Annotated in this window: 17 protein-coding genes; 9 read left to right on the top strand and 8 right to left on the bottom strand. The window is 39.6% G+C overall.

Going from position 1 to position 20,348, the window contains the following annotated elements:
* Nucleotides 1-44: 44 nt before the first annotated feature.
* The 5 genes from FZF08_RS09895 to FZF08_RS09875 all read right to left on the bottom strand — a co-directional run bounded on the left by FZF08_RS09895 (nt 45) and on the right by FZF08_RS09875 (nt 7,137).
* Complete coding sequence (locus FZF08_RS09895) at nt 45-3,791, bottom strand: DEAD/DEAH box helicase (protein ID WP_229216483.1); 3,747 nt, start codon at nt 3,789-3,791, stop codon at nt 45-47.
* 217 nt (nt 3,792-4,008) lie between these two features.
* A complete protein-coding gene (locus FZF08_RS09890; RefSeq protein WP_159468485.1) occupies nt 4,009-4,449 on the bottom strand; it encodes an NUDIX domain-containing protein in 441 nt (146 codons plus the stop codon).
* Between the two features lie 45 nt (nt 4,450-4,494).
* A complete protein-coding gene (gene lpcA, locus FZF08_RS09885; protein ID WP_159468484.1) occupies nt 4,495-5,079 on the bottom strand; it encodes a D-sedoheptulose 7-phosphate isomerase in 585 nt (194 codons plus the stop codon).
* Between the two features lie 93 nt (nt 5,080-5,172).
* Nucleotides 5,173-5,829: a tRNA (5-methylaminomethyl-2-thiouridine)(34)-methyltransferase MnmD gene (gene mnmD / locus FZF08_RS09880; protein WP_159468483.1), complete on the bottom strand. Its 657-nt coding sequence runs from the start codon at nt 5,827-5,829 to the stop codon at nt 5,173-5,175.
* Between the two features lie 36 nt (nt 5,830-5,865).
* Nucleotides 5,866-7,137, bottom strand: coding sequence for an aspartyl protease family protein (locus FZF08_RS09875; RefSeq protein ID WP_159468482.1), 1,272 nt, complete (start codon nt 7,135-7,137; stop codon nt 5,866-5,868).
* Between the two features lie 282 nt (nt 7,138-7,419).
* On the opposite strand from FZF08_RS09875, the gene tpiA reads away from it, so the two are divergent.
* Nucleotides 7,420-8,181 (top strand): triose-phosphate isomerase, encoded by a 762-nt coding sequence (gene tpiA, locus FZF08_RS09870; RefSeq protein ID WP_159468481.1) that lies wholly within the window; start codon nt 7,420-7,422, stop codon nt 8,179-8,181.
* 64 nt (nt 8,182-8,245) lie between these two features.
* Here tpiA and FZF08_RS09865 read toward each other — a convergent pair whose 3' ends face one another.
* The 3 genes from FZF08_RS09865 to FZF08_RS09855 all read right to left on the bottom strand — a co-directional run bounded on the left by FZF08_RS09865 (nt 8,246) and on the right by FZF08_RS09855 (nt 11,300).
* The gene (locus FZF08_RS09865; protein ID WP_159468480.1) at nt 8,246-9,475 is read right to left on the bottom strand and encodes an OmpA family protein; all 1,230 of its coding nucleotides are present in this window, start codon (nt 9,473-9,475) and stop codon (nt 8,246-8,248) included.
* Between the two features lie 91 nt (nt 9,476-9,566).
* Nucleotides 9,567-10,322: a DUF5672 family protein gene (locus FZF08_RS09860; RefSeq protein ID WP_229216482.1), complete on the bottom strand. Its 756-nt coding sequence runs from the start codon at nt 10,320-10,322 to the stop codon at nt 9,567-9,569.
* A 15-nt stretch (nt 10,323-10,337) separates the two neighbouring features.
* Nucleotides 10,338-11,300 (bottom strand): glycosyltransferase family 2 protein, encoded by a 963-nt coding sequence (locus FZF08_RS09855; protein ID WP_229216481.1) that lies wholly within the window; start codon nt 11,298-11,300, stop codon nt 10,338-10,340.
* A gap of 290 nt (nt 11,301-11,590) precedes the next feature.
* Here FZF08_RS09855 and FZF08_RS09850 point away from each other — a divergent pair, with 290 nt between their 5' ends.
* The 8 genes from FZF08_RS09850 to FZF08_RS09815 all read left to right on the top strand — a co-directional run bounded on the left by FZF08_RS09850 (nt 11,591) and on the right by FZF08_RS09815 (nt 20,332).
* Nucleotides 11,591-12,139 carry a hypothetical protein gene (locus FZF08_RS09850; protein WP_159468477.1) on the top strand — a complete coding sequence of 183 codons (549 nt, stop codon included), beginning with the start codon at nt 11,591-11,593 and terminating at the stop codon, nt 12,137-12,139.
* A gap of 76 nt (nt 12,140-12,215) precedes the next feature.
* Nucleotides 12,216-13,010, top strand: coding sequence for an isochorismatase family protein (locus tag FZF08_RS09845; protein ID WP_159468476.1), 795 nt, complete (start codon nt 12,216-12,218; stop codon nt 13,008-13,010).
* A gap of 9 nt (nt 13,011-13,019) precedes the next feature.
* Nucleotides 13,020-13,676 (top strand): phosphatase PAP2 family protein, encoded by a 657-nt coding sequence (locus FZF08_RS09840; RefSeq protein ID WP_159468475.1) that lies wholly within the window; start codon nt 13,020-13,022, stop codon nt 13,674-13,676.
* Between the two features lie 44 nt (nt 13,677-13,720).
* Complete coding sequence (locus FZF08_RS09835; RefSeq protein ID WP_159468474.1) at nt 13,721-15,274, top strand: glycosyltransferase family 39 protein; 1,554 nt, start codon at nt 13,721-13,723, stop codon at nt 15,272-15,274.
* Nucleotides 15,275-15,512: 238 nt separating this feature from the next.
* A complete protein-coding gene (gene uvrA / locus FZF08_RS09830; RefSeq protein ID WP_159468473.1) occupies nt 15,513-18,365 on the top strand; it encodes an excinuclease ABC subunit UvrA in 2,853 nt (950 codons plus the stop codon).
* 104 nt (nt 18,366-18,469) lie between these two features.
* A complete protein-coding gene (locus FZF08_RS09825) occupies nt 18,470-18,898 on the top strand; it encodes an antitoxin Xre/MbcA/ParS toxin-binding domain-containing protein (protein ID WP_159468986.1) in 429 nt (142 codons plus the stop codon).
* Nucleotides 18,899-18,900: 2 nt separating this feature from the next.
* Complete coding sequence (locus FZF08_RS09820; RefSeq protein ID WP_229216480.1) at nt 18,901-19,368, top strand: RES family NAD+ phosphorylase; 468 nt, start codon at nt 18,901-18,903, stop codon at nt 19,366-19,368.
* A 127-nt stretch (nt 19,369-19,495) separates the two neighbouring features.
* On the top strand, nt 19,496-20,332 hold the full coding sequence (locus FZF08_RS09815) for a fumarylacetoacetate hydrolase family protein (protein WP_159468472.1): 837 nt from the start codon (nt 19,496-19,498) through the stop codon (nt 20,330-20,332).
* Nucleotides 20,333-20,348 lie beyond the last annotated feature (16 nt).

Below are 20,348 nucleotides of genomic sequence, written 5' to 3'. Positions count from 1 at the left end.
ATTAAAAAGAATGGTCTACGAAATAAATCGTAGACCATTCTTTTTTAACTAAATAATGCCATTATATCATCCTGACTTAGTTTTTTGATAAATCCGGCCTCGCCGCCTACCAAATCTTCCGCCAGTTCCTGCTTGCGTTCTTGCAGCAGCAATATCTTCTCTTCAATTGTATCCTTACAGATCATTTTATAAGCAAACACCTTACGCGTTTGCCCAATCCTGTGCGTTCTGTCAATAGCCTGACGTTCAACAGCCGGATTCCACCATGGATCCATCAGATAAACATAATCTGCTTCGGTCAGGTTAAGTCCTACTCCACCTGCTTTCAAACTCATTAAGAAAACACGGCAATTCTGATCATTCTGGAAACGGTTTACGCGGCCAGCACGATCAACCGTTTGTCCATCCAGATATTCATATGGAATATTCACTTTTTCCAAATGCTGACGGATTAGATCAAGCATACCCAGGAATTGGCTAAATATAAGAATCTTGTGGTTTGACGCATTTTCCTCAATTTCCCTTACAATTTCTTCCAGCTTCGCAGATTCATTTCCATAATCCACATCATCCGAAAGCAACACCGGCGAATCACAAATCTGGCGAAGTTTCAGAAGTGCTTCAAAGATCAGGAAGTTACTTTTGTTAAGACCATCTGTTGCCAATTTCTCAGCAATCTGCAATCTGTATTTTTCACGAATTGTTTCGTATACCTTCCGTTGTTTCTTGCCCATTTCACAATACAGGATCGTTTCTGTTTTATCCGGCAAGTCGGTAGCAACTTCTTCCTTGGTCCGTTTCAACATAAAAGGATAAACCAGTCGACGCAATTCTTCCGCCTTTACTTTGTCCTGAAACTTGTCGATTGGCGTAGCATATTCTGCCCGGAAAAAGTCGGCGTGACCTAGTAATCCTGGATTCAAAAACTCAAACTGAGAATATAAATCGAATGTATTATTTTCAACCGGCGTACCCGTCATAGCCAGACGATTATTTGATCTCAGCAATCTGGACGCTTTTGCCGTTAACGAATCCGGATTTTTGATCGCCTGTGATTCATCAAGAACAATATAATTAAACTGTATTTTTTTCAACAACTCAACATCGCTTCTCATTGTACCATACGTTGTCAGTACAATATCATAATCGTGGAAAATTTCAAGATCTTTCCGACGGTCCATACCACGATGAACATACAAATTCAGCTCTGGTGTAAACTTCGCAGATTCTGCCTGCCAATTGAAAATCAAGGTGGTAGGAACTACGACTAAATTCGTAGCCTTTGGATTCTTGTTTTTCTGATGTTGTAGAAAGGTTAACATTTGCAGCGTTTTTCCCAAACCCATATCATCGGCCAAACATCCGCCCCAACCAAATTCTTCCAGGAAATTCAGCCATTTATATCCTTCTTCCTGATATTGTCTCAGCGTAGCGTTGATATTTTCAGGAAGCGGCACGCTTGGTATTTCCTTAAAATTCAGGAGTTTTTGTTTTTTCTCCCAAAGCTCCTGTAAAACTTCTTCGTTATCGATCTGAGAAGCTAATTCTTCAATCAGCGAAAAATGGAATTTTGATAAATGTACTTCGTCACCATCCACACGCCCGAACTTTAACAACGGTTCAAGTTTTTGAATCCATTCTTCTGGCAAAATTCCCATCGAACCATCTTTCAGTTCCACGTAATTCTGTTTTTTCAATAATGCTTTCTTAGCATCCGCAAGCGATACCTGCTGATCTCCAAAAGTGATTTCGATCTGCATATCAAACCAATCAATTCCGGAAGAAGCACGAATTTGCACCTTTCCCCTGTTCGGGTTAATCCGCATTTTTTTCAGGTCTTTAAAACCTAAAAGCTGAATTTCTTTTTCCTCAACCGTATCCACAAAGTGAAACAACCATCCATCTTTCATTACCTCTTCAAAAGGAATAAAGAAAAACGGTTGGTCCGGCTGCTGCGCAAAATCAGGGTGCAGTGATTTCACCCATTCCCAATGCGCTTTCTCGGCACCCATATCTCGTTCAAGCAAATGGATATGATTATCTTCAAATCGTGCTTTCGTACGCTGGTTGTCGTGAATCAGTTCAGTTTCTTCCGATTCCGCGTCACCCTCATACACATAAGTCGGAACGATAAGCAAATTGGCGTCGTCTTCTTTCAGATAAACTCTGCCTTTTTCAAATTTCATTGCACTGGTTTCCAAAGCGTGGCGCGTTTGAAAAACCACCTCAAAATGTTCAGTAACCGGCATAACCCAATCCTTCATGAAAGTTTCAGCGTGATCCTTTCTTACCCGGATTTTATATCCGTTCTGGCGTAGATAATCCACCATTTCGGCATCATTAATGCTGGCCCAACGGAAAAGGTTATCTTCTTTATAAATGCCTAACCAAAAACTGTCGAAAGAGGAAGCAACCTGCTGCAAATCGATTGGCCGGCCTTTTTCAATTTCAACATACGGGTTGAGACTGATAAATTCCTGATCCTCGGTTAATACAAAAAATAATTTGGCTGGTGTTGGATGAATTTTTACTTCCTGAAGCTGATTCTGGTTTGTTACATAATCGTTTTCTGTAATGAATAAACGATCACCACTAAGATCTTTAAAAATCCGGACGATCTGTCTGCCTACCCATTTCCTCGCTTCATTTTGGTAATCAGAAGATTCGTCGCTCAAATGCGCGCCGGCTTGTCCCTGGCTCTTCATATATTTTTGAAGACCTTCCGGACTAAAGTGACGTGCAATACGAACCAGGCGTGAATCACTAGCTGTCAAAACCGGAATTTCTTCTGGTAAGTATGCTGTTCCTGACCCGCCTGCAATACTTCTAATGTGGGTATATTTTTGTGTTTTTGAACTGCTTTTGGCTGAAAAAATCCCAAAACCTACATCCAGTAAACTATCAAAACCTCTCGGCCAGAAAACATAGAGCGAAAGTCTTTCGTCTCCCGAATGTGAGTCTGAATCATTTACCTGATAAACCGGCTGCAAATCAGGAATAACTTTATTACGGAGTTGTCGCCAGTTCTGGAAAACACCAACTTTTTGTATTCCTTTATCTTGTCTTATTAATTGTAGTGTACCGCTCTGGTCAATTTTGAAATCAAATTTTCCTTCCAGATTATCCTCCAGCGTGTAGCCATATTCCGCAAGGAGCGTAGTTTTATCTTCCGTCCAGTCACGCATCATATCAAACGCACGTTCACCAAACTGATCACGCAGTTTTAGCAGTGAGGCCAGTTTATGCTCACATAAGGGAACATATAATATCTGCTCACATGAACAGCTCGTTTGTATCTGGTTGGAATTAGGGATTTTAGTGAATTGTACAGAGAATTCGTTATCCCGAAGATTTACTTTACATTCAGCAAAACCATCACGAGTTGCCAAAATATCAACTTTAACAGGCTGATTACGATTATTCCAGTGTTCACGCTGTACAAAATCTTCCAGGTATACGTCCTTAAGAGAAGGAAGTACCACCATCGTATCCGCCATGTTATGCTCTGTTGGCTTCACATAAGCAGGCATTTTGTCCAGCACATACAGCGTCATGGCAATCCTGTGCTTACACAGGCCGCCATAATCATGCGTACATGTACAGGAAGTAATTATATTCGGGGTAAGAAAATCCTGGATTTTGATAACATAATCCCGGACCGAGTAATCACTTTTCACTTTGAACTCGGCGTAGCCTCCTCCATTGTAATCCAATTTCACAATGCTGTAACCTCCACTGCTGAAAATTGAGCGTCCTTGTGATAATGTTTGGCCCTCAGAGTTTCTTTTCAAAAACTGTGATAATCGCTCCTTCCTCTCGTTGTCCATTGATCCTTGAAACTCGTTAAACCGCAAAAGTACGGTTTGTTTCTGTTTTTGTGAAGCCTGAATTAAAAGTATAATGGAAATAGCCTTAAAAAGCCTCCAAAAATGCTACTTATCACAATAATTTATTCCCGATTTTCCCGATAATGGCAGAATAGACGACTAATAAAATTTTATTTACTATTTACTGGACGTACGGCTGGTCAATTACGCCGACATAAGAAGACTTTAAATTCCCACTAAGATATTGAAGGATGTCTTTTCCAACATTCGGGTACATAAGCATTTGATCCAGCTCTTTAAAAGGTAACCAAACCATTTCCAAAGCCGTAGTTTCCACAGGATTCAGGGCGGGATTTCCGGATGTTATTTTCGCATTGAATACCATGTGAAGCGTTTCTTTTTTCACTTCGCTCCACAAAACTTCACCGCAAATCGCCATTTCACCAATTTCTACGGTAACGCCCAATTCTTCCATTAATTCCCGTCGAAGTGCTTCCGGAAGACATTCATCAGGATCAGGATTACCTCCGGGAAGTGCGTATACTTCTTTTTCTCCATACACATAACGCATGGTCAAAACAGTATCTTCCTTAATAATGACAACTGCCGGACGTACTTTCATGAAATCAGAATAATTAATATAAACCCGAAAGCATATTACTAAAAATTATCCTTCAATCACCATTTTTTCAATAAGAAGCATGAAAATATGAATCACTTTGATGTGTATTTCCTGAATTCTGTCGGCATAACCGAAATGTGGAACACGGATTTCAACATCAGCAATTCCGGCCAGTTTTCCGCCGTCTTTTCCTGACATGATCACCACTTTCATTCCTTTTTCTTTTGCAGCTTCTACTGCACGAATAATGTTTGCAGAATTTCCACTGGTACTTAGGCCTAAAAGTACATCACCCTCCTGGCCAAGACCTTCAACAAATCTTGAAAAGACATATTCAAAACCAAAATCATTGCTTACGCAGCTGATATGGCTTACATCCGAAATTGCGATGGCAGGCATTGCGCGACGGTTATCTCGGTAACGACCCGTAAGCTCTTCCGCGAAGTGCATGGCGTCACAATGTGAACCGCCGTTTCCACAGGAAATTATTTTATGATTATTTTTAATTGCATCCGCCATTAAAGACGCTGCTTTTTCAATTTTTTCTATTTGAACCGGATCACTTAAAAATGTGTCGAGAACGGTTTGTGCTTCCCGTAATTCCTGACTTATAATATCCTGATATGCCATACTGGTTTTAAAACTAACACTTTTAATAATTCAACAAATGTACCCATTAACGTTACTTCCGGCAAAGCATTGTAAAACGACGCCAGACTTAAGCTATTGCTTCACTGCCCGAAGAACGTGCCACTTTTTCCCAGGACCTTTATGTTTTTCAACTTTAAAACCGGCTGCGGCCAGCGCCCGTTTCACAATTCCTTTGGAAGAATATGTAACTAATACGCCACCCTGCCGGGTTTGGGCCGCTATTTTTTTCAATATTTCTTCTGTCCAAAGTTCTGGTTGGGCTTTGGGATCGAAGGCGTCATAGTAAATCACATCGAAAAGATTTTCCGGCGTAAATTCCTGTAACGTCAGTTGCTCTTTTCTAAATTGAAAATATTCTGAAAAAGAATGATTTGTGAACCAGGTCGCTTTATGAAGCTGCATAAATCCAGGCTGGGAAATGACTGATTCGTAATTTAAATGAGACGCCTCTTCATATGAAACCGGAAAAGCTTCAACGCCAGTGTAGAGAATTTTCTTTTTATACTGATCCGCAGCCTGCCAGGTCAAATAAGCATTTAAACCTGTGCCAAAGCCCATTTCAAAAACATGAATCGTTTCCTGATCCGATTCCAGCGCAGGAATCAGGCCCAGGTTCATATAAATGTGTCTGGACTCTTTGAGAGCTCCAGACACAGAATGATAATGCTGATTGTATTGGGAATTATATAAAGAATGAGATCCGTCTTCTGTTAATCTTAGGCGTTCCAAATCAAGACTACTATTTAGTTTAGAGTCTAAAAATACTCAAATCATTCTTCTCAGTGTAATTTTGGTAAAGAAAATGGCTCCATTGCGTTTTACGAGCAGATCAATATTTCTGCCATCACCTCTTTGCATCAGTTTGTAAATCTCGCTTACATTGAGTTCAGCAGCAGCGTGATTATCAATAAAAAGCAGCTGATCTCCTTCCACTAAACCTGCACTAAATGCCGGAGAAGATTCCTGCACATGGTTAACAAAATAGGAATGCAAATTAGCTGCATCTGCCCGAATTTCCATGCCGCTCATATCGTGTTCAAATTTTTGGCGCATCATACTTCTGACAGGTTTCAACACCATATAACCTTCATGATAATTCATGGTAACCTTAAATCTCCTCAGCAATTCACAACCGATATTACCCTGACGTTCAACTCCTTTACTCATTTTTGAACTAAACCCAAGACTATCTGGAAAGGAAGCAACAATATTGTCCAGTTCAAATTTGCCTAAACGCATCCTGTCAACCCGACCAAGATTTCCATTGATCACACCATTTAATCCTCTGCCCAGTTGTGCGCGGATCACTTTTTCCGGCAACCGATAAGTTTCAGTAGGCGTATTGTTCAATAACAAAGCATGTCCAGCACCAGTATCAATTAATACTCGAATAGGTTTTTCACGACCGTCTGCAAATAATGTTACTGCATTTGTAAACGGTTTGGCATCTTCGATGGTAATCTCATGCTTGTCGCCCTTTCTGGCTTTATACTTATATTTCCCGTTTTGAACCAGAACAAGTTCTCTTTTGGCAAAATCGATTGTCACAACAAAATTGTTGAACACATCGTACCCAAAAATACCATGAACGGGTACACCAACATATTCAGAAAGGTGTAAAAAATCTTTTTCAATAACGACAATATTTTGGTGGTTTGCTTTCAAACGACCCATCGAAAACCTGTTATCAATCGCTACATGGGCAGCAATGGATTTTCCTTCACCCGCACCGGAAAGATTTACAGTACGTGTTAACCGAAGTTTGTCCGGTCTCAAAATAAGTGGATCAGTAATAATGATTGAACTCACACCCGTATCCAGAATAAATCGTAACGAGTCTACATCATTAACTTTGACATAAACCAAAATCAGATTTGAGTGCAGCTCAAAAGGGATACGTGCAGTTTTATGATTTTTTTCCAGAAAATATCCGTATTTCTCCGAATCAGCAAGCTTTAACCCGTCAGCAGATGACGCTATTGCTGGTTTTACAATAAAAACCAGGCTTATTATACATAACCAGATAAACGTTTTCATCTTGGCCTCCTTTCTTTTAAACTTTTGTTAGTATTTATATTTCAATCAATTAAACGGTCTCATTTATAATGACTTACATCTTATAAAGGCAGAGTAAGTGGTCATTTTAACAAAATCAGTTTCTTAAGTAAAATTACTTTTAATTTCTATAATAAACACAACTAATTCTTTATATTTCCTTATTAAGTTGAATATATTTTAAAAGGCAAATAGAATACGGTTAATATGGAAAATATGGTATTTTTGTAGCGCAAAATGAAGATTTAACACAATAAAATAATTATGCGAAAAAAAATAGTTGCCGGTAATTGGAAGATGAACAAGCTTATGGATGAGGCTGTTGCCTTAACCTCCGAACTTGTTAACATGGCTAATGATGAGGTAAAAGGGGATGTAAAAGTGATTCTTTGCCCTCCTGCCATTTATCTGACTACCCTGAAAAAATATATTGAAGAATCTCCAAATTTTGCATTAGCCGCGCAAAATTGCTCTGATAAACTCTCTGGTGCATTCACAGGTGAAATTTCTGCTGCCATGCTTCAATCTATCGGGATTGAATATGTGCTCGTTGGGCACAGTGAACGTCGCCAGTATTTTAATGAATCCAACGAATTGCTTGCTGCCAAGGTTAATATCGCTTTGGAATACGGCATTTCACCAATTTTCTGCTGCGGAGAATCTCTTGACCAGAGACAAAACGAAGATTATATCGGGTTTGTAAAAAATCAGATCACAGAAAGTCTTTTCCATCTTTCTGCTGAGCAATTGCTTTCTGTTGTTATCGCTTACGAACCAATCTGGGCTATTGGAACAGGACTTACTGCAAGCGCAGAACAGGCACAGGAAATGCATGCTGCTTTACGTGCGCATATTGCAACGAAATACGGCGCGGAAACTGCTGAAGAAATCTCTATTCTTTACGGTGGAAGTGTTACTGCTGCTAGTGCTGACGAACTTTTTGCGTCTCCGGATATCGACGGAGGCCTTGTTGGAGGCGCTTCTCTTAAATCACGTGAGTTTACCAATATTATCAAAGCAAGATAATCTTACGCATAAAAAAACGGGTTTCGGAAATTATTTCCGGAACCCGTTTTTTGATACCAGAATATTAAATCTGCGTAATCACAAATTCAACCCGGCGGTTTTTTCGTTTTTCATTTTCCGATCCATTTTTTGCCAAAGGTTTTGTCGCTCCAAATCCCTTTGCTTCAATACGCTGTTCGTCAATTCCTTTATTAATCAGATACGTTTTTACCGATAAAGCACGGTTGGTCGACAGTTCCAGGTTTTTGTCAAAATCACCTACGTTATCAGTATGACCTTCCACGCGGATTTTTATTTTAGGATTTTCCCTCATCATATCGGCCAATCGGTTCAGTTCAGCATATGATTCAGTGAGTAAAGTATATTTTGACGTTTCAAAATAAATGTTGGGAAGCGAAATTGTTTCTCCAACCGTGAGCGGAATGAGATAGAAATCTTTTACAAAAGATCCTTTCGCAGCTGAATCTGCCGCATTCAAACTAAAATTGCTTCCATAGTAACCCTTTGCAAATACTTTGAAATCATATTTTTCTTTGGGGTTGATACCAATACGATAATTTCCTGATGAAGATTTATATTGAAGCGAATCTCCTTTTTCCAGATAACTAATTTGAGCAGGAACCGGATTTTTTGTTTTTGAATCATAAACCGTTCCTTTTATCATGACCAATTCCTCTTCCGGTACTGTTGGCTTAGCTTCGATTTCTTCTTCTTTCTTCTCTTCAACAAGTGGTTGAACCGGCTTTTCCACTTTTGGAACAACCTTCGCTGTTGTTTTGCCAGTTTTCTTTAACGGGTTTTTTATATGAATTCCGTAGAAATTCCATGTCTGTTGTCCTTTTGTAGCACGGCCTTCATAAAAATCAAAGATCTCTATCCCCGGTGTAAGTCGTTCAAAATAAGCTACGAAATCAACAACTTCACCTGGATTTACCTTTTTCCTCATTTCCGTCGGAATATCTTTAGCCTTGATCAGTTTGAATTTCACATTCACTTCTCCTGGTTTATAAAGACGTGTTTCCGGATCCAGGCTAATTGTGGAAGTCGATGGCATCTGAAATTGTTGATCCGGCATTCTTCTTAAAAAAGGCTGCATTTCCTTTAATGCAGAGGACTGTTTTTCAACAAACTGCATGTAAACAATGGTATACTGATCCGTAAGTTCAACACGCTTGATTTTTACATATTCCGCTGATTGTTCCTCTACTTTCGGGGTTTCAGTTATTTGCCCGTAAGTAGCAGTAAGTGAAAGCACAATAGCATTAGCAAAGGCCAAAAGCGATTTATAGTTCATAGTTTATCTTTGTTAATTTTATACGAAATTAACTTCAAAACGACGCAGATACATCGATAGTTTGTTAAAAATTGTTAAACAGATTTTCGTTTTATTTCATTGAAATAAAAGAATTCCAGAATTCCGGGTCATAACGTTCCCAGGCGTGGCAGGCAAACGGAAGCTGGTGATTGGTGATTTCATACGTAGCGGCCGGACTTTTTTCAAACGAAAAATGAAGTGCTTCCTGCCAGGTTGGCAGTTTGAGAAATAATTTCATCGGAATTAATCGTGTTGCTTCCTGAGAAAAAAGCATGTCTTCATTTCCGACCCATTTCGGGTAAAACAAATTATAAATTTTCAGATATCGCAAAAATGCCGGAACCCGGCGCAGAGACAAACCGCCGTTTAAAACAAAGCGATTTCCGGAAAGTGCAGAGGCGAAAATATTTTCCGATCCGGCCGGCAATTTGTCAAATTCCTCACGATGCAGTGATGGTGCGCCAATATAATCAAATCCTTTTTTACACCAGTCGGTCAGCTCATCCCTGAAAACATAGGCGTCCAGCTGATAAATCAGTATAAATTCATAACCTGAAAAAGCTTCGTAAAATCCGGTAGAAATCATCAGTCGGTTATAGGAATCAATATCTTTGAAAAAAGAATCTTCAAAAGAAACAAATTCAACAGAGGGGAATTCTTCTTTCAGGTTTTGAATATTGAGGCTTGCAGGTTTAACGATCCTGACGGGATATCGGCCCAAAACTTTCATGCATTGTTTGAGCGAAACAGTTTCCAGCGCATTCAATGCAGCCTTATATATAGGAATGACAACGGCTATGGCCGGATCCTGATTTTTACTTTTCACGGCCTCCGTCATTAATTATTCAAAAATATCGCCAAAGGCCGGCAACCACCAATCCTTGCTGCTAAATACATATTTGCCCTGAACTACATCCGTTACAACCGGTGCAAGACGCATCAAACGATTATCCGGCAGCGTCGACCGCTTGTAAAAATGCTTTTGGGACATCCGCAGTTTCTTAAGTTTTTCTTTTGGAATAAAGGGGATTTCCATCAGAAGCAGATAAAGTTTGTATAATTTATCCGCTTTTTCCTTTAACGGAACAAGTTTTTCATTTCTGTCACGTGAAAACCGGTCTTTAAAACGCACATATTCAACTTTTGAACCAAAACCCACCTGTTGACTGGCGTGAATCCTGTATGAAATCAAAGTATCATTTATGAAAGCAATTTTTTCTTCCAGACTTAAAACCATCGCAATATAAGCGTCATGGATAAGATCAGGCACGTGTGTTGGAAAAGGCATCAGTCTTTCCAGTGCTTTTTTTCTTATAGCCAGCGTAGCTCCGGTCACCACGAAACCTTTAAAAAGAATTTCATGTGCTTCTCCCCTCGTCCATTTTGCCTGAGCTTCATCATTAAATTCTATTTCTTCCCAAATGGTACGTCCGGTTGGCTTTGAATCATCATCCATCATCATCGCATCCGAAAAAACGGCATCGATTTTAGGATGATTATTAAAATAGGCCATTTGCTTTTCTACCTTATCCGTCCTCCACGCATCATCCTGATCAGAAAGAAAAATAATATCTCCTTTACAAAGTGAAAGGCATTTTTCAAAATTTTTAGTAGATCCCAGGTTACTTTTATTTTGATGAATAAAAATCGGGAAAGATGAATTCTCTGAAAAGGTTTTTAAAACCTCGATGGTATCGTCGTTCGATCCATCATCACACACAACCAGTTCATCAACGGGGATTATCTGATTGGCAATGCTCTTCAACTGCTCAGGCAAGTATTTTGCGCCGTTGTAAGTGCACATGGCCACTGAAATCATATAGTGTATATATCCGTTTAAAATAAAAAAACGGTGCAAGTTAAGAGCCTATTATGTCTTTTCCATATAATTTCACTTTATACATAGTGAACGTATCTTTATTTTGATTTGTCTAAGTTGCCAAAGTTGTAAATTCCTTAAAATCGAAATAATAAAAAGAATATAACGTATGGAAATAACAATATTATCCCGATTATGAAAACCGGCTATAAGTTTCAATTTTTGTAGAAATTTAGTCAGCACCACATCCTATTATATATAAAAGCGTACAGGTTATGCCAATACCAGATCAGTTAAAAAAAGCCATCATACAAATGCCTCCGAAAGAAAAAGATAAACTTCTTCTGCGGCTGATTACCAAAGACAGCACACTAACCGATAAATTATTTTTTGAACTGATTGAAGATTCGTCTACAATTCCTGAAAGACGGGAAGCGATTATGGGACGTATCACAAGAATTTCAAAAATCATTCAGGATTCACCTGGCTGGATTTTGATGGATATGCGAAATCTGAGCGGAGATATTACATATCACGTAAAAGTGACTAAAGATAAAGTGGGTGCTCTGGAGCTCAATTTATTTCTACTTAATACTTTTCTGGAAAAGTATGCGGACAAACTTCGCGGGTATAGTTCGAGAACCGATAAGGTGGCGCTATACATTGCGAAAAAAGCACAAACTACGCTCAACGGATTTAATAAACTGGATGAAGATTATCACGTTGATTACAAACGGGATGTCAATCAGATGCTTAAACAAGTACATCAGTTGGCGTCAAAAATGTATGCAAAACAGCTGGAACTTCCGGAGATCTGGGAATAACTTCATTTTAAGTTAATCCTGACTTAACAGACTTATTTAATTTTCTCTATTTCTTCACATTTGAAAAGCGTTTGTCATGAAAAACAAATCCACAGCGTTGCTGATTATTGATGCTCAGTTTGATTTTTGCAATCCCAAAGGAGCCTTGTATGTACCTGGTGCTGAAAACGATGTCGAAAGAATAGCGCAGTTAATAGCAACGCATGGAGGAGAAATTGACGAGATTTTTGTGACGCTTGATACCCATCACGTTCTGGATATTGCGCATCCCTTATTTTGGGCAGACCCGAATGGAAATACCGTTGCACCTTTTACATTGATAACTGCCGCAGCCGTGAAAGCAGGAAAATGGCGACCTCGTTTTAGTCCGGAATATGTTTTGGAATATTTGGAAAAACTTGAAAAAGAAGGCGAATTCAAACATTTCATCTGGCCCGAACATTGTCTGATCGGCTCAGGCGGCGCAGCTTTGGATGATACTATTTTGCACGCTCTGCTTTCCTGGACACATCGTACGGGTACTGATTATAAAGTTGTTATAAAAGGAACAAATCCATTAACCGAACATTTTGGTGTGTTTCGCGCCCAGGTTCCGATCGAAGGCGCACCGGAAACACAGCTTGATAAGAAATTTCTTTCCGAGCTCGAAGCTTTTGACCGGGTTTTAATCGTGGGCGAAGCGCGTTCGCATTGCGTGGCTACAAGCGTGAAACAAATTTTAAACTATGCACCTGAGCTAATTTCAAAAGTTACACTGCTGACTGACTGTGTTTCGGATGTTACAAATTTCGGATATCTGGCCGATCCGATTTTTGAAGAGGCAAAAGGAAAAGGCGTTCAATTTATCACATCAAAAGAATTACAGATTTAAAAATAACGTATGAAACTCTTCTTTTTCCGCCACAGATTTTATTGTTTACCTTTTATAATCATCTGGGCGGCGCTGAGTTTTTTGCAGCTCCTCTTTACGCAGAATTATATCATTCTTCATGTAAATTACTTCTGGTCTCCGTTTGCGGACCATTTTTTTAAATGGATCACTTTTGTCGGCGATGGTGCTTTTATATTGATTGCAGGACTTTTGGCTTCGTTATATTCTTACCGGCTTTCGGTCAAAATAATCGTTAGTTATGCCATTACCGGCATTTTTGTACAGTTTTTGAAACGAATGGTTTTTACTGAAATCTATCGTCCTCCAAAAGTTTTATCCGCATTATTGCCTCAACTACATAAGGTGGATGGCGTAGATTTATATTATTTCAATAGTTTTCCTTCGGGACATACAACGGCAGCTTTCGCCCTTTTTACTATTTTGGCGCTCGAATGTAAATCTCCGATTTTAAAAATTCTGCTTCTTTTGCCCCCACTTCTCGTCGCTTATTCCCGTATGTATTTGTTAGCTCATTTTCTTGGTGATGTTTACCTTGGCGCATTTCTGGGGATTTCCTTTTCTGTAATTATTTATTTTTACCTGAATCAATTCTGGCAGTCGCAGTCAAATCCCAGGCTTGGCGGCGGCTTAATGAAATATTTATAATCAGCAGATTACATTGATTAACAAGATTATTAGCTCAAAAATTAATGCCCAATCCTGAAAATATCCGTAAATTATTTCTAGCCTTTTTTATCTTTTTCAGCTTTTTATCAGGCATTGGCAACGCGCCATTATTTGATGAAGACGAAGGTTTTTTTGCAGAAGGAACCCGTGAAATGGTTGTTAGAGGTGATTTTATTTCTTCGTTCGTCAACCAGGAACAGCGTTTTGACAAACCGCCACTTACCAACTGGCTTCAATACGGCAGTGCACAAGTTTTCGGCTGGACAGAATTTGCCATGCGGCTTCCCTCCTGTCTGGCTTCTGTGGTATGGATGTTACTAATTTATATTTTTTCAAAAAGAAAACTGGGTGAAAAAACTGCCTTTTTTGCCACGCTTATTGCAGCTTCTTCTCTACAAATAACGATTGTTGGTAAGGCTGCTTTGGCAGACGGATTATTGAATATGGCGTTAACCGGCGCTATGTTTTGTTTGTTTGAAATGTTAAATCAAAATCAAAAAAAATATATCCGGGCTTTTTATGCATTTACTGCCATCGGTTTTTTAGCGAAAGGCCCTATTGCAATCTTAATTCCCGGAGCAGTTTTTTTGATTTATTTATTGAAAACCAAAACCTGGAAACCATTTCTTCGCCTTTTCAATATTCCCGGCTTGCTGATATTTTTAATTATTGCCGCTCCCTGGTATGTATTGGAATACCTTCAAACCGGAGAAAAATTTATCAGCGGTTTCTTTTTAAATCATAACGTAAACCGTTTCCAAACTGCTTTTGAAGGGCACTACGGTGGAATTTTATATTTCGTTCCGGTTCTCTTATTGGGTTTGCTTCCTTTTACCGCTGTTATTTTAAAATCATTTTCCAAAATCCGTACCATCTGGATTGATCCTCTTTTCTCCTTTTTGTTAATCTGGTTTGCTTTTGTTTTTATACTCTTTTCACTTTCTGGTACCAAACTGCATCATTACATCATTTACGGTTATTCGCCGCTATGCATTTTAGGTGGATGGTATGCAGCTAATAACAAGCGTCTTCCGATTGTTTGGCCTTCTGTTATTTTGTTGATTTTATTAGCGGCAATTCCATTCTTAATTCAAGGTATTATTTCAAAAATCGATGATGAATATGCGGTGGAAATTATAAAAGGAGTTTCTTCCGAATTTGATATTTCATATGCGATAACGATGCTTTTGCTGATCACAATTTTGATTGTTATTTGGATAAAAAAAGACTGGGATTTGCAAATCAGAATGGGCGTCGTTGGGTTGATTATGCTTTTTACAATTAATATTTTGTGGATGCCGCGACTTGGTGCTTTGTTACAGCAACCTGTAAAAGAAGCTGCGTTGATTGCAAAGAAAAACAGATTTGAAAACCTGATTATCTTCAACCATTATAATCCAAGTTTTCATTTTTATTCAGGCCTTTATGCATCTGATCGTGAGCCAAAAGCAGGGGAAGTTGTATTTGGAAGAAAACCTCGTTTGAAAGAATATCCGATTGACACGATTTTCTTTGAAAAATATGGAATCGTTTTGGCAAAAATCAGTTCAAAAAAGGAATATACGCCCAAAATGTAGTTTATATATCAAACATTATCCCGATTTAAAATATGTAGCTTTTAACCTTGGCTGTCGGCAGTCAGTCATCGGTAGTTCAGTCGGGCCAAAATCCGGTTTAAAGCTTTAATACGATTGCCGAAAGCTGAAAGCCGATGGACTGATATTAGGAAAGGCAAACTAATTCGGCGTTTTTTGGGTTAAATAATGATCGGGGATTACCAAAAATCCTCGCGCAAATCGACCTGATTTTCTATATATGATGCAATTACCTGTGACCCGGATTGACGCTTCTCAATTCGATGAACTCGATCCAAGAAAATACATTCTGATTAAAGGTGCGCGTGTTAATAATTTGAAAAGCGTTGACGTCGCCATTCCAAGAAATAAATTGGTAGTCATTACCGGACTTTCGGGTTCAGGAAAATCTTCTTTGGCTTTTGATACGCTTTTTGCAGAAGGCCAGCGGATGTATGTGGAAAGTCTGAGCAGCTATGCCCGCCAGTTTTTGGGGCGTATGGAAAAACCTGAGGTAGAATATATCAAAGGAATTTCGCCGGCAATCGCCATTGAGCAAAAAGTAAATACCCGGAATCCACGCTCAACGGTTGGAACTTCCACTGAAATTTATGATTACCTGAAATTACTTTTTGCCCGGATCGGACATACGTTTTCACCGGTTTCAGGACAGTTGGTCAGAAAAGATTCGGTTACCGATGTTGTCAACTACATTTTAAATCACGAAGAAGGCGCTCGTGTTTTAATTTTGACGACATTACTGGTTCGTGACGGAAGATCCATTTATGAAGAATTGACGATCCTGCTTTCCAAAGGTTACAACCGGATCATGATTGATACCGACGTAGCTTATATTGAAGAAATTCTGGAAAAACCGGAAGATTTTCCGTTGGAAGGAAAAGAAATTTATATTTTAATTGACCGTGCGACGGTCCATAAAGACGATGAAGACACACAATATCGTCTTTCTGATTCTGTGCAAACGGCCTTTTTTGAGGGCGAAGGAATTTGTTATGTGCAGGTTGTAAACGGTGAACAAAAAACATTTTCTGATAAGTTTGAACTGGACGGAATCATTTTTGAGGAACCGACGGTAAATCTTTTCAGTTTCAATAATCCTTTCGGCGCTTGCAAACGCTGTGAAGGTTTTGGAAAAGTATTGGGTATTGATCCTGAACTGGTAATTCCTGATAAAAATCTTTCGGTTTACGACGGTGCCATTGCACCATGGCGTACCGAGAAAATGAGTGAATGGCTGGTGCCTTTGGTGCGTAATGGTGCCAAATTCGATTTTCCAATTCACAGACCTTACAAAGAATTAACGGCTGAGCAAAAAGAATTGCTCTGGACTGGAAATCAGTATTTTCAGGGAATCAACAGTTTCATTGCTGAACTGGAAACGCAGACTTATAAAATTCAGTATCGCGTGTTATTATCACGCTTCCGTGGCCGCACAACTTGTCCGGATTGCCGCGGATCACGTTTGAGAAAAGATGCTTCTTATGTAAAAGTAGGCGGTGTTTCGATTACTGATCTGGTTTTGATGCCGATTAATAATGTGATTGAATTTTTCAAATCCGTTGATATCAATGAGCACGACAGAAGTATTGCCAAACGGATTTTGACAGAAATTGAAACGCGTCTGGATTATATGAACCGTGTCGGTTTGGGTTATCTGACTTTAAACCGGTTAACGAATTCTTTGTCAGGTGGTGAATTTCAGCGTATCAAACTGGCAACTTCGCTGGGAAGTGCGTTGGTAGGTTCCATGTATATTCTGGATGAGCCAAGTATTGGTCTTCATCCCAGAGATACGCAGCGACTTGTTGGCGTTCTGGAATCACTTCGTGATTTGGGAAATACCGTGATCGTTGTTGAACATGAGGAAGAGGTAATGCATGCCGCCGATCAGATTATTGATATTGGTCCGGAAGCGGGTACGGGCGGCGGAAATCTGGTTTTCCAAGGAAACTGGGATGAAATCCGTGAACTGAAATTGAGTGGTGAAGAAAACAGTTTGAATTCGCATACCCTGGATTTTTTGTTGGGTCATGATTCAATTCCTGTTCCGACGGTAAGAAGAAAATCTTTGCATTTTCTTGAAATAAAAGGAGCAAGAGAAAATAATCTTAAAGATGTTGATGTAAAAATTCCATTGAATAATCTGACGGTCGTAACGGGTGTCAGTGGTTCCGGAAAATCAACATTAATCAGGAAAATACTATATCCGGCTTTGATGCGCCTTAAAGGTGAGTTCAGTGAAGAAGTTGGAAAATACAATGAACTTAGCGGAAGTCTTGACCGTGTGGAAGCGATTGAAATGATTGACCAGAATCCTATCGGAAAATCATCGCGATCTAATCCTGTGACTTATATCAAAGCTTATGATTACATCCGTCAGATGATGTCGGATTTGCCAATTTCAAAAGCGCGGAGTTATAAACCTTCCCATTTTTCATTTAATGTTGATGGCGGACGTTGTGAAATTTGCCAGGGTGAAGGCCAGGTGAAAGTAGAAATGCAGTTCATGGCCGATATTTATCTGAAATGTGAAGGCTGTAACGGAAAACGTTTCAAACAGGAAATTCAGGAAGTACAGTATAATGGTAAAAATGTTTCGGATATTCTGGATCTGACCGTTGATGAAGCGATTGCGTTTTTCAGAGAATCAGAACCAAAACTAGCTGATAAATTATTGCCTCTGCAGGAAGTTGGATTAGGTTATGTCGGTTTGGGACAATCGTCTAATACACTTTCCGGCGGAGAAGCACAACGTGTAAAGCTCGCATCATTCCTCGGGAAAGGCTCTGGCCACAAAGGAAAAATGTTGTTCATTTTTGATGAACCAACAACCGGACTTCATTTTCATGATATAAAAAAATTATTAAAAGCTATTAACGCTTTGGTGGATCAGGGTGACAGTGTTATCATTATTGAACATAATATGGAAGTGATCAAATGCGCTGACTGGATTCTGGACCTTGGCCCGGAAGGTGGAGAAGGCGGAGGATATCTGACTTTTGCCGGAACACCGGAAGAAATGGCAAAACTGGAAGGAAACTACACGGCCGACTTTTTAAAGGAAAAGCTTTAAAATCAGTCTGTTGTAATTTATTTTAGTTGAAGTTTGATTAAAGATTGGAATTGTGAAATAAGTCATATAGATTTATGACACAATTCCATTTTTATTTTGGAGGTATGGAAAAATATAATGTGTTAGCTGATAGAGCCGTTCATTACGGCGCAAGTCATGTTTCTGATTTTTCAGTAATAAGGACCTCTCGTGAAGGCGTGTTGCGTTCAATGGTCGATACAGTGTCCAACATGGTAAAACTTACCGATAATGAGATGGCTTACTTGCTGGGTATGACACCCCGAAATCTTCATCGGATTGCGACTGACAAACGTTTAGGTACGGATGCTTCTGAAAGACTTTTGCTTTTAAAAAATATCCTGATCCATGCTTTGGATACTTTTGAAGGAAACGAAACCGTTGTCAGAAATTGGCTGAGGACACCTGTTAGTGAGCTCAATGATCAAACTCCGCTGCAAATGATGGATACGGTTACGGGTTTTACGCTGGTAGATGATGTACTTGGGCGGCTGGATTATGGCCTTCCTGCCTGATTATGATTGTTTACCGAATTGTAAGAGAAAAGTTTGTTGACCAATCTTTATCTGCCGAAGGAAGCCGGTTATTCGGAGCACGCTGGAACCCAAAAGGAACAGGCATTCTCTACACTACTTCCACGCCTGAACTTGGTCTGGTCGAAACTCTTGCGCATGCTCCCGGCGTCCGCTACGAGGATTTACCGGTTTATTGGCTTTCTTCCATCGAAATTCCTGATAATATCAAATACTACCAACGGGACGAAATGCCGCCATTTTGGCAAGATAAAAATTACGAGAGAACTCAATATTGGCTGAAAGACTGGCTTCAAAACCCTGACTTTCTTGCCATTGCATTACCCTCCGTCATTGTTCCTTTTTCTCATAATATTTTACTTCATCCCAAACACTCTTTGTTTGCCGAGGTTCGATTAATTACCCAGGAAAAAATCCCAATTGACAGACGCTTATGGCGCCAGTCGGAATAAAAAATAATATTCTGGCTCCTCTAAATATTTCAGAATTAAAATAGCCCGAAGGCTTTAAAATTCGTACTTATCTTAAAGTATAGGCATCACTTTTGTGGCTTATTGAAGCAAAACAAATCTCGAAACCATGAAATTATATAAAACCGAACACGGGATATTGCTAGAAAAAGAGGATCTGTTCTACCGCATTCCGGAAACTGACTGGGATATAGTAGTGAACCGCGACGATTTGTATGACTGGCTCCAGCTACAATCAGAAAGTTTAATTCCGGTGACCTTTACAGCTGATTCCCCGATGCCAGAAGTTTTGGCACCCATTGGCTCTCAGGAAGTTTGGGCTTCGGGAGTTACCTATTTCCGTAGCCGGGAAGCTCGGATGGAAGAATCGGAAAAAGCCGGTGGCGGAAGTTTCTACGACCGCGTTTACGATGCAGAACGCCCTGAATTATTTTTCAAATCAACGGCGCCGCGTGTCATTGGGCATAAAGGAACAGTGCGCATTCGCCGGGATTCAACCTGGGACGTTCCGGAACCTGAATTAACGTTATTTGCCTCAGAATCAGGAACACTTGTAGGCTATACTATCGGGAACGATATGAGTTCAAGAAGTATTGAGGGCGAAAATCCACTTTATTTACCGCAGGCCAAATCCTATACCGGAAGTACGGCACTTGGTCCTTGCCTTTATGTTCCTGAGCAACCACTTTCACCGGAAACTGTTATCGATCTTTCCATTGTTCGTGGCGGAGAGGAAGTTTTTAACGGAGAAATTACACTTTCCCAAATGAAACGTAAAGCGGATGAATTGCTTCGATTTTTATACCGTGAATTATCCTTTTCAACAGGTTGTTATTTGATGACGGGTACCGGAATTATTCCTCCATCTGACTTTACATTGCAGGTTGGTGATGTTGTCCATATTACTATCGAACCCATTGGAACACTGACCAATACAGTAGGTTAATTAACATAAAAAAAGC

This window comes from Dyadobacter sp. 3J3 (assembly GCF_009801115.1).
Classification (GTDB): Bacteria; Bacteroidota; Bacteroidia; order Cytophagales; family Spirosomataceae; genus Dyadobacter.
This window is presented reverse-complemented; position numbering and strand designations above follow the sequence as displayed.

Bases quoted from the DNA above. Each gene is read 5' to 3' on its own strand.
- FZF08_RS09850 (WP_159468477.1), top strand. From the start codon at position 11,591: ATGCCAATACCAGATCAGTTAAAAAAAGCCATCATACAAATGCCTCCG.
- FZF08_RS09875 (WP_159468482.1), bottom strand. From the start codon at position 7,137: ATGAAAACGTTTATCTGGTTATGTATAATAAGCCTGGTTTTTATTGTA.
- FZF08_RS09865 (WP_159468480.1), bottom strand. From the start codon at position 9,475: ATGAACTATAAATCGCTTTTGGCCTTTGCTAATGCTATTGTGCTTTCA.
- FZF08_RS09835 (WP_159468474.1), top strand. From the start codon at position 13,721: ATGCCCAATCCTGAAAATATCCGTAAATTATTTCTAGCCTTTTTTATC.
- FZF08_RS09840 (WP_159468475.1), top strand. From the start codon at position 13,020: ATGAAACTCTTCTTTTTCCGCCACAGATTTTATTGTTTACCTTTTATA.
- FZF08_RS09820 (WP_229216480.1), top strand. From the start codon at position 18,901: ATGATTGTTTACCGAATTGTAAGAGAAAAGTTTGTTGACCAATCTTTA.
- uvrA (WP_159468473.1), top strand. From the start codon at position 15,513: ATGATGCAATTACCTGTGACCCGGATTGACGCTTCTCAATTCGATGAA.
- tpiA (WP_159468481.1), top strand. From the start codon at position 7,420: ATGCGAAAAAAAATAGTTGCCGGTAATTGGAAGATGAACAAGCTTATG.
- FZF08_RS09890 (WP_159468485.1), bottom strand. From the start codon at position 4,449: ATGAAAGTACGTCCGGCAGTTGTCATTATTAAGGAAGATACTGTTTTG.
- FZF08_RS09845 (WP_159468476.1), top strand. From the start codon at position 12,216: ATGAAAAACAAATCCACAGCGTTGCTGATTATTGATGCTCAGTTTGAT.
- FZF08_RS09825 (WP_159468986.1), top strand. From the start codon at position 18,470: ATGGAAAAATATAATGTGTTAGCTGATAGAGCCGTTCATTACGGCGCA.
- lpcA (WP_159468484.1), bottom strand. From the start codon at position 5,079: ATGGCATATCAGGATATTATAAGTCAGGAATTACGGGAAGCACAAACC.
- FZF08_RS09855 (WP_229216481.1), bottom strand. From the start codon at position 11,300: ATGTGCACTTACAACGGCGCAAAATACTTGCCTGAGCAGTTGAAGAGC.
- FZF08_RS09815 (WP_159468472.1), top strand. From the start codon at position 19,496: ATGAAATTATATAAAACCGAACACGGGATATTGCTAGAAAAAGAGGAT.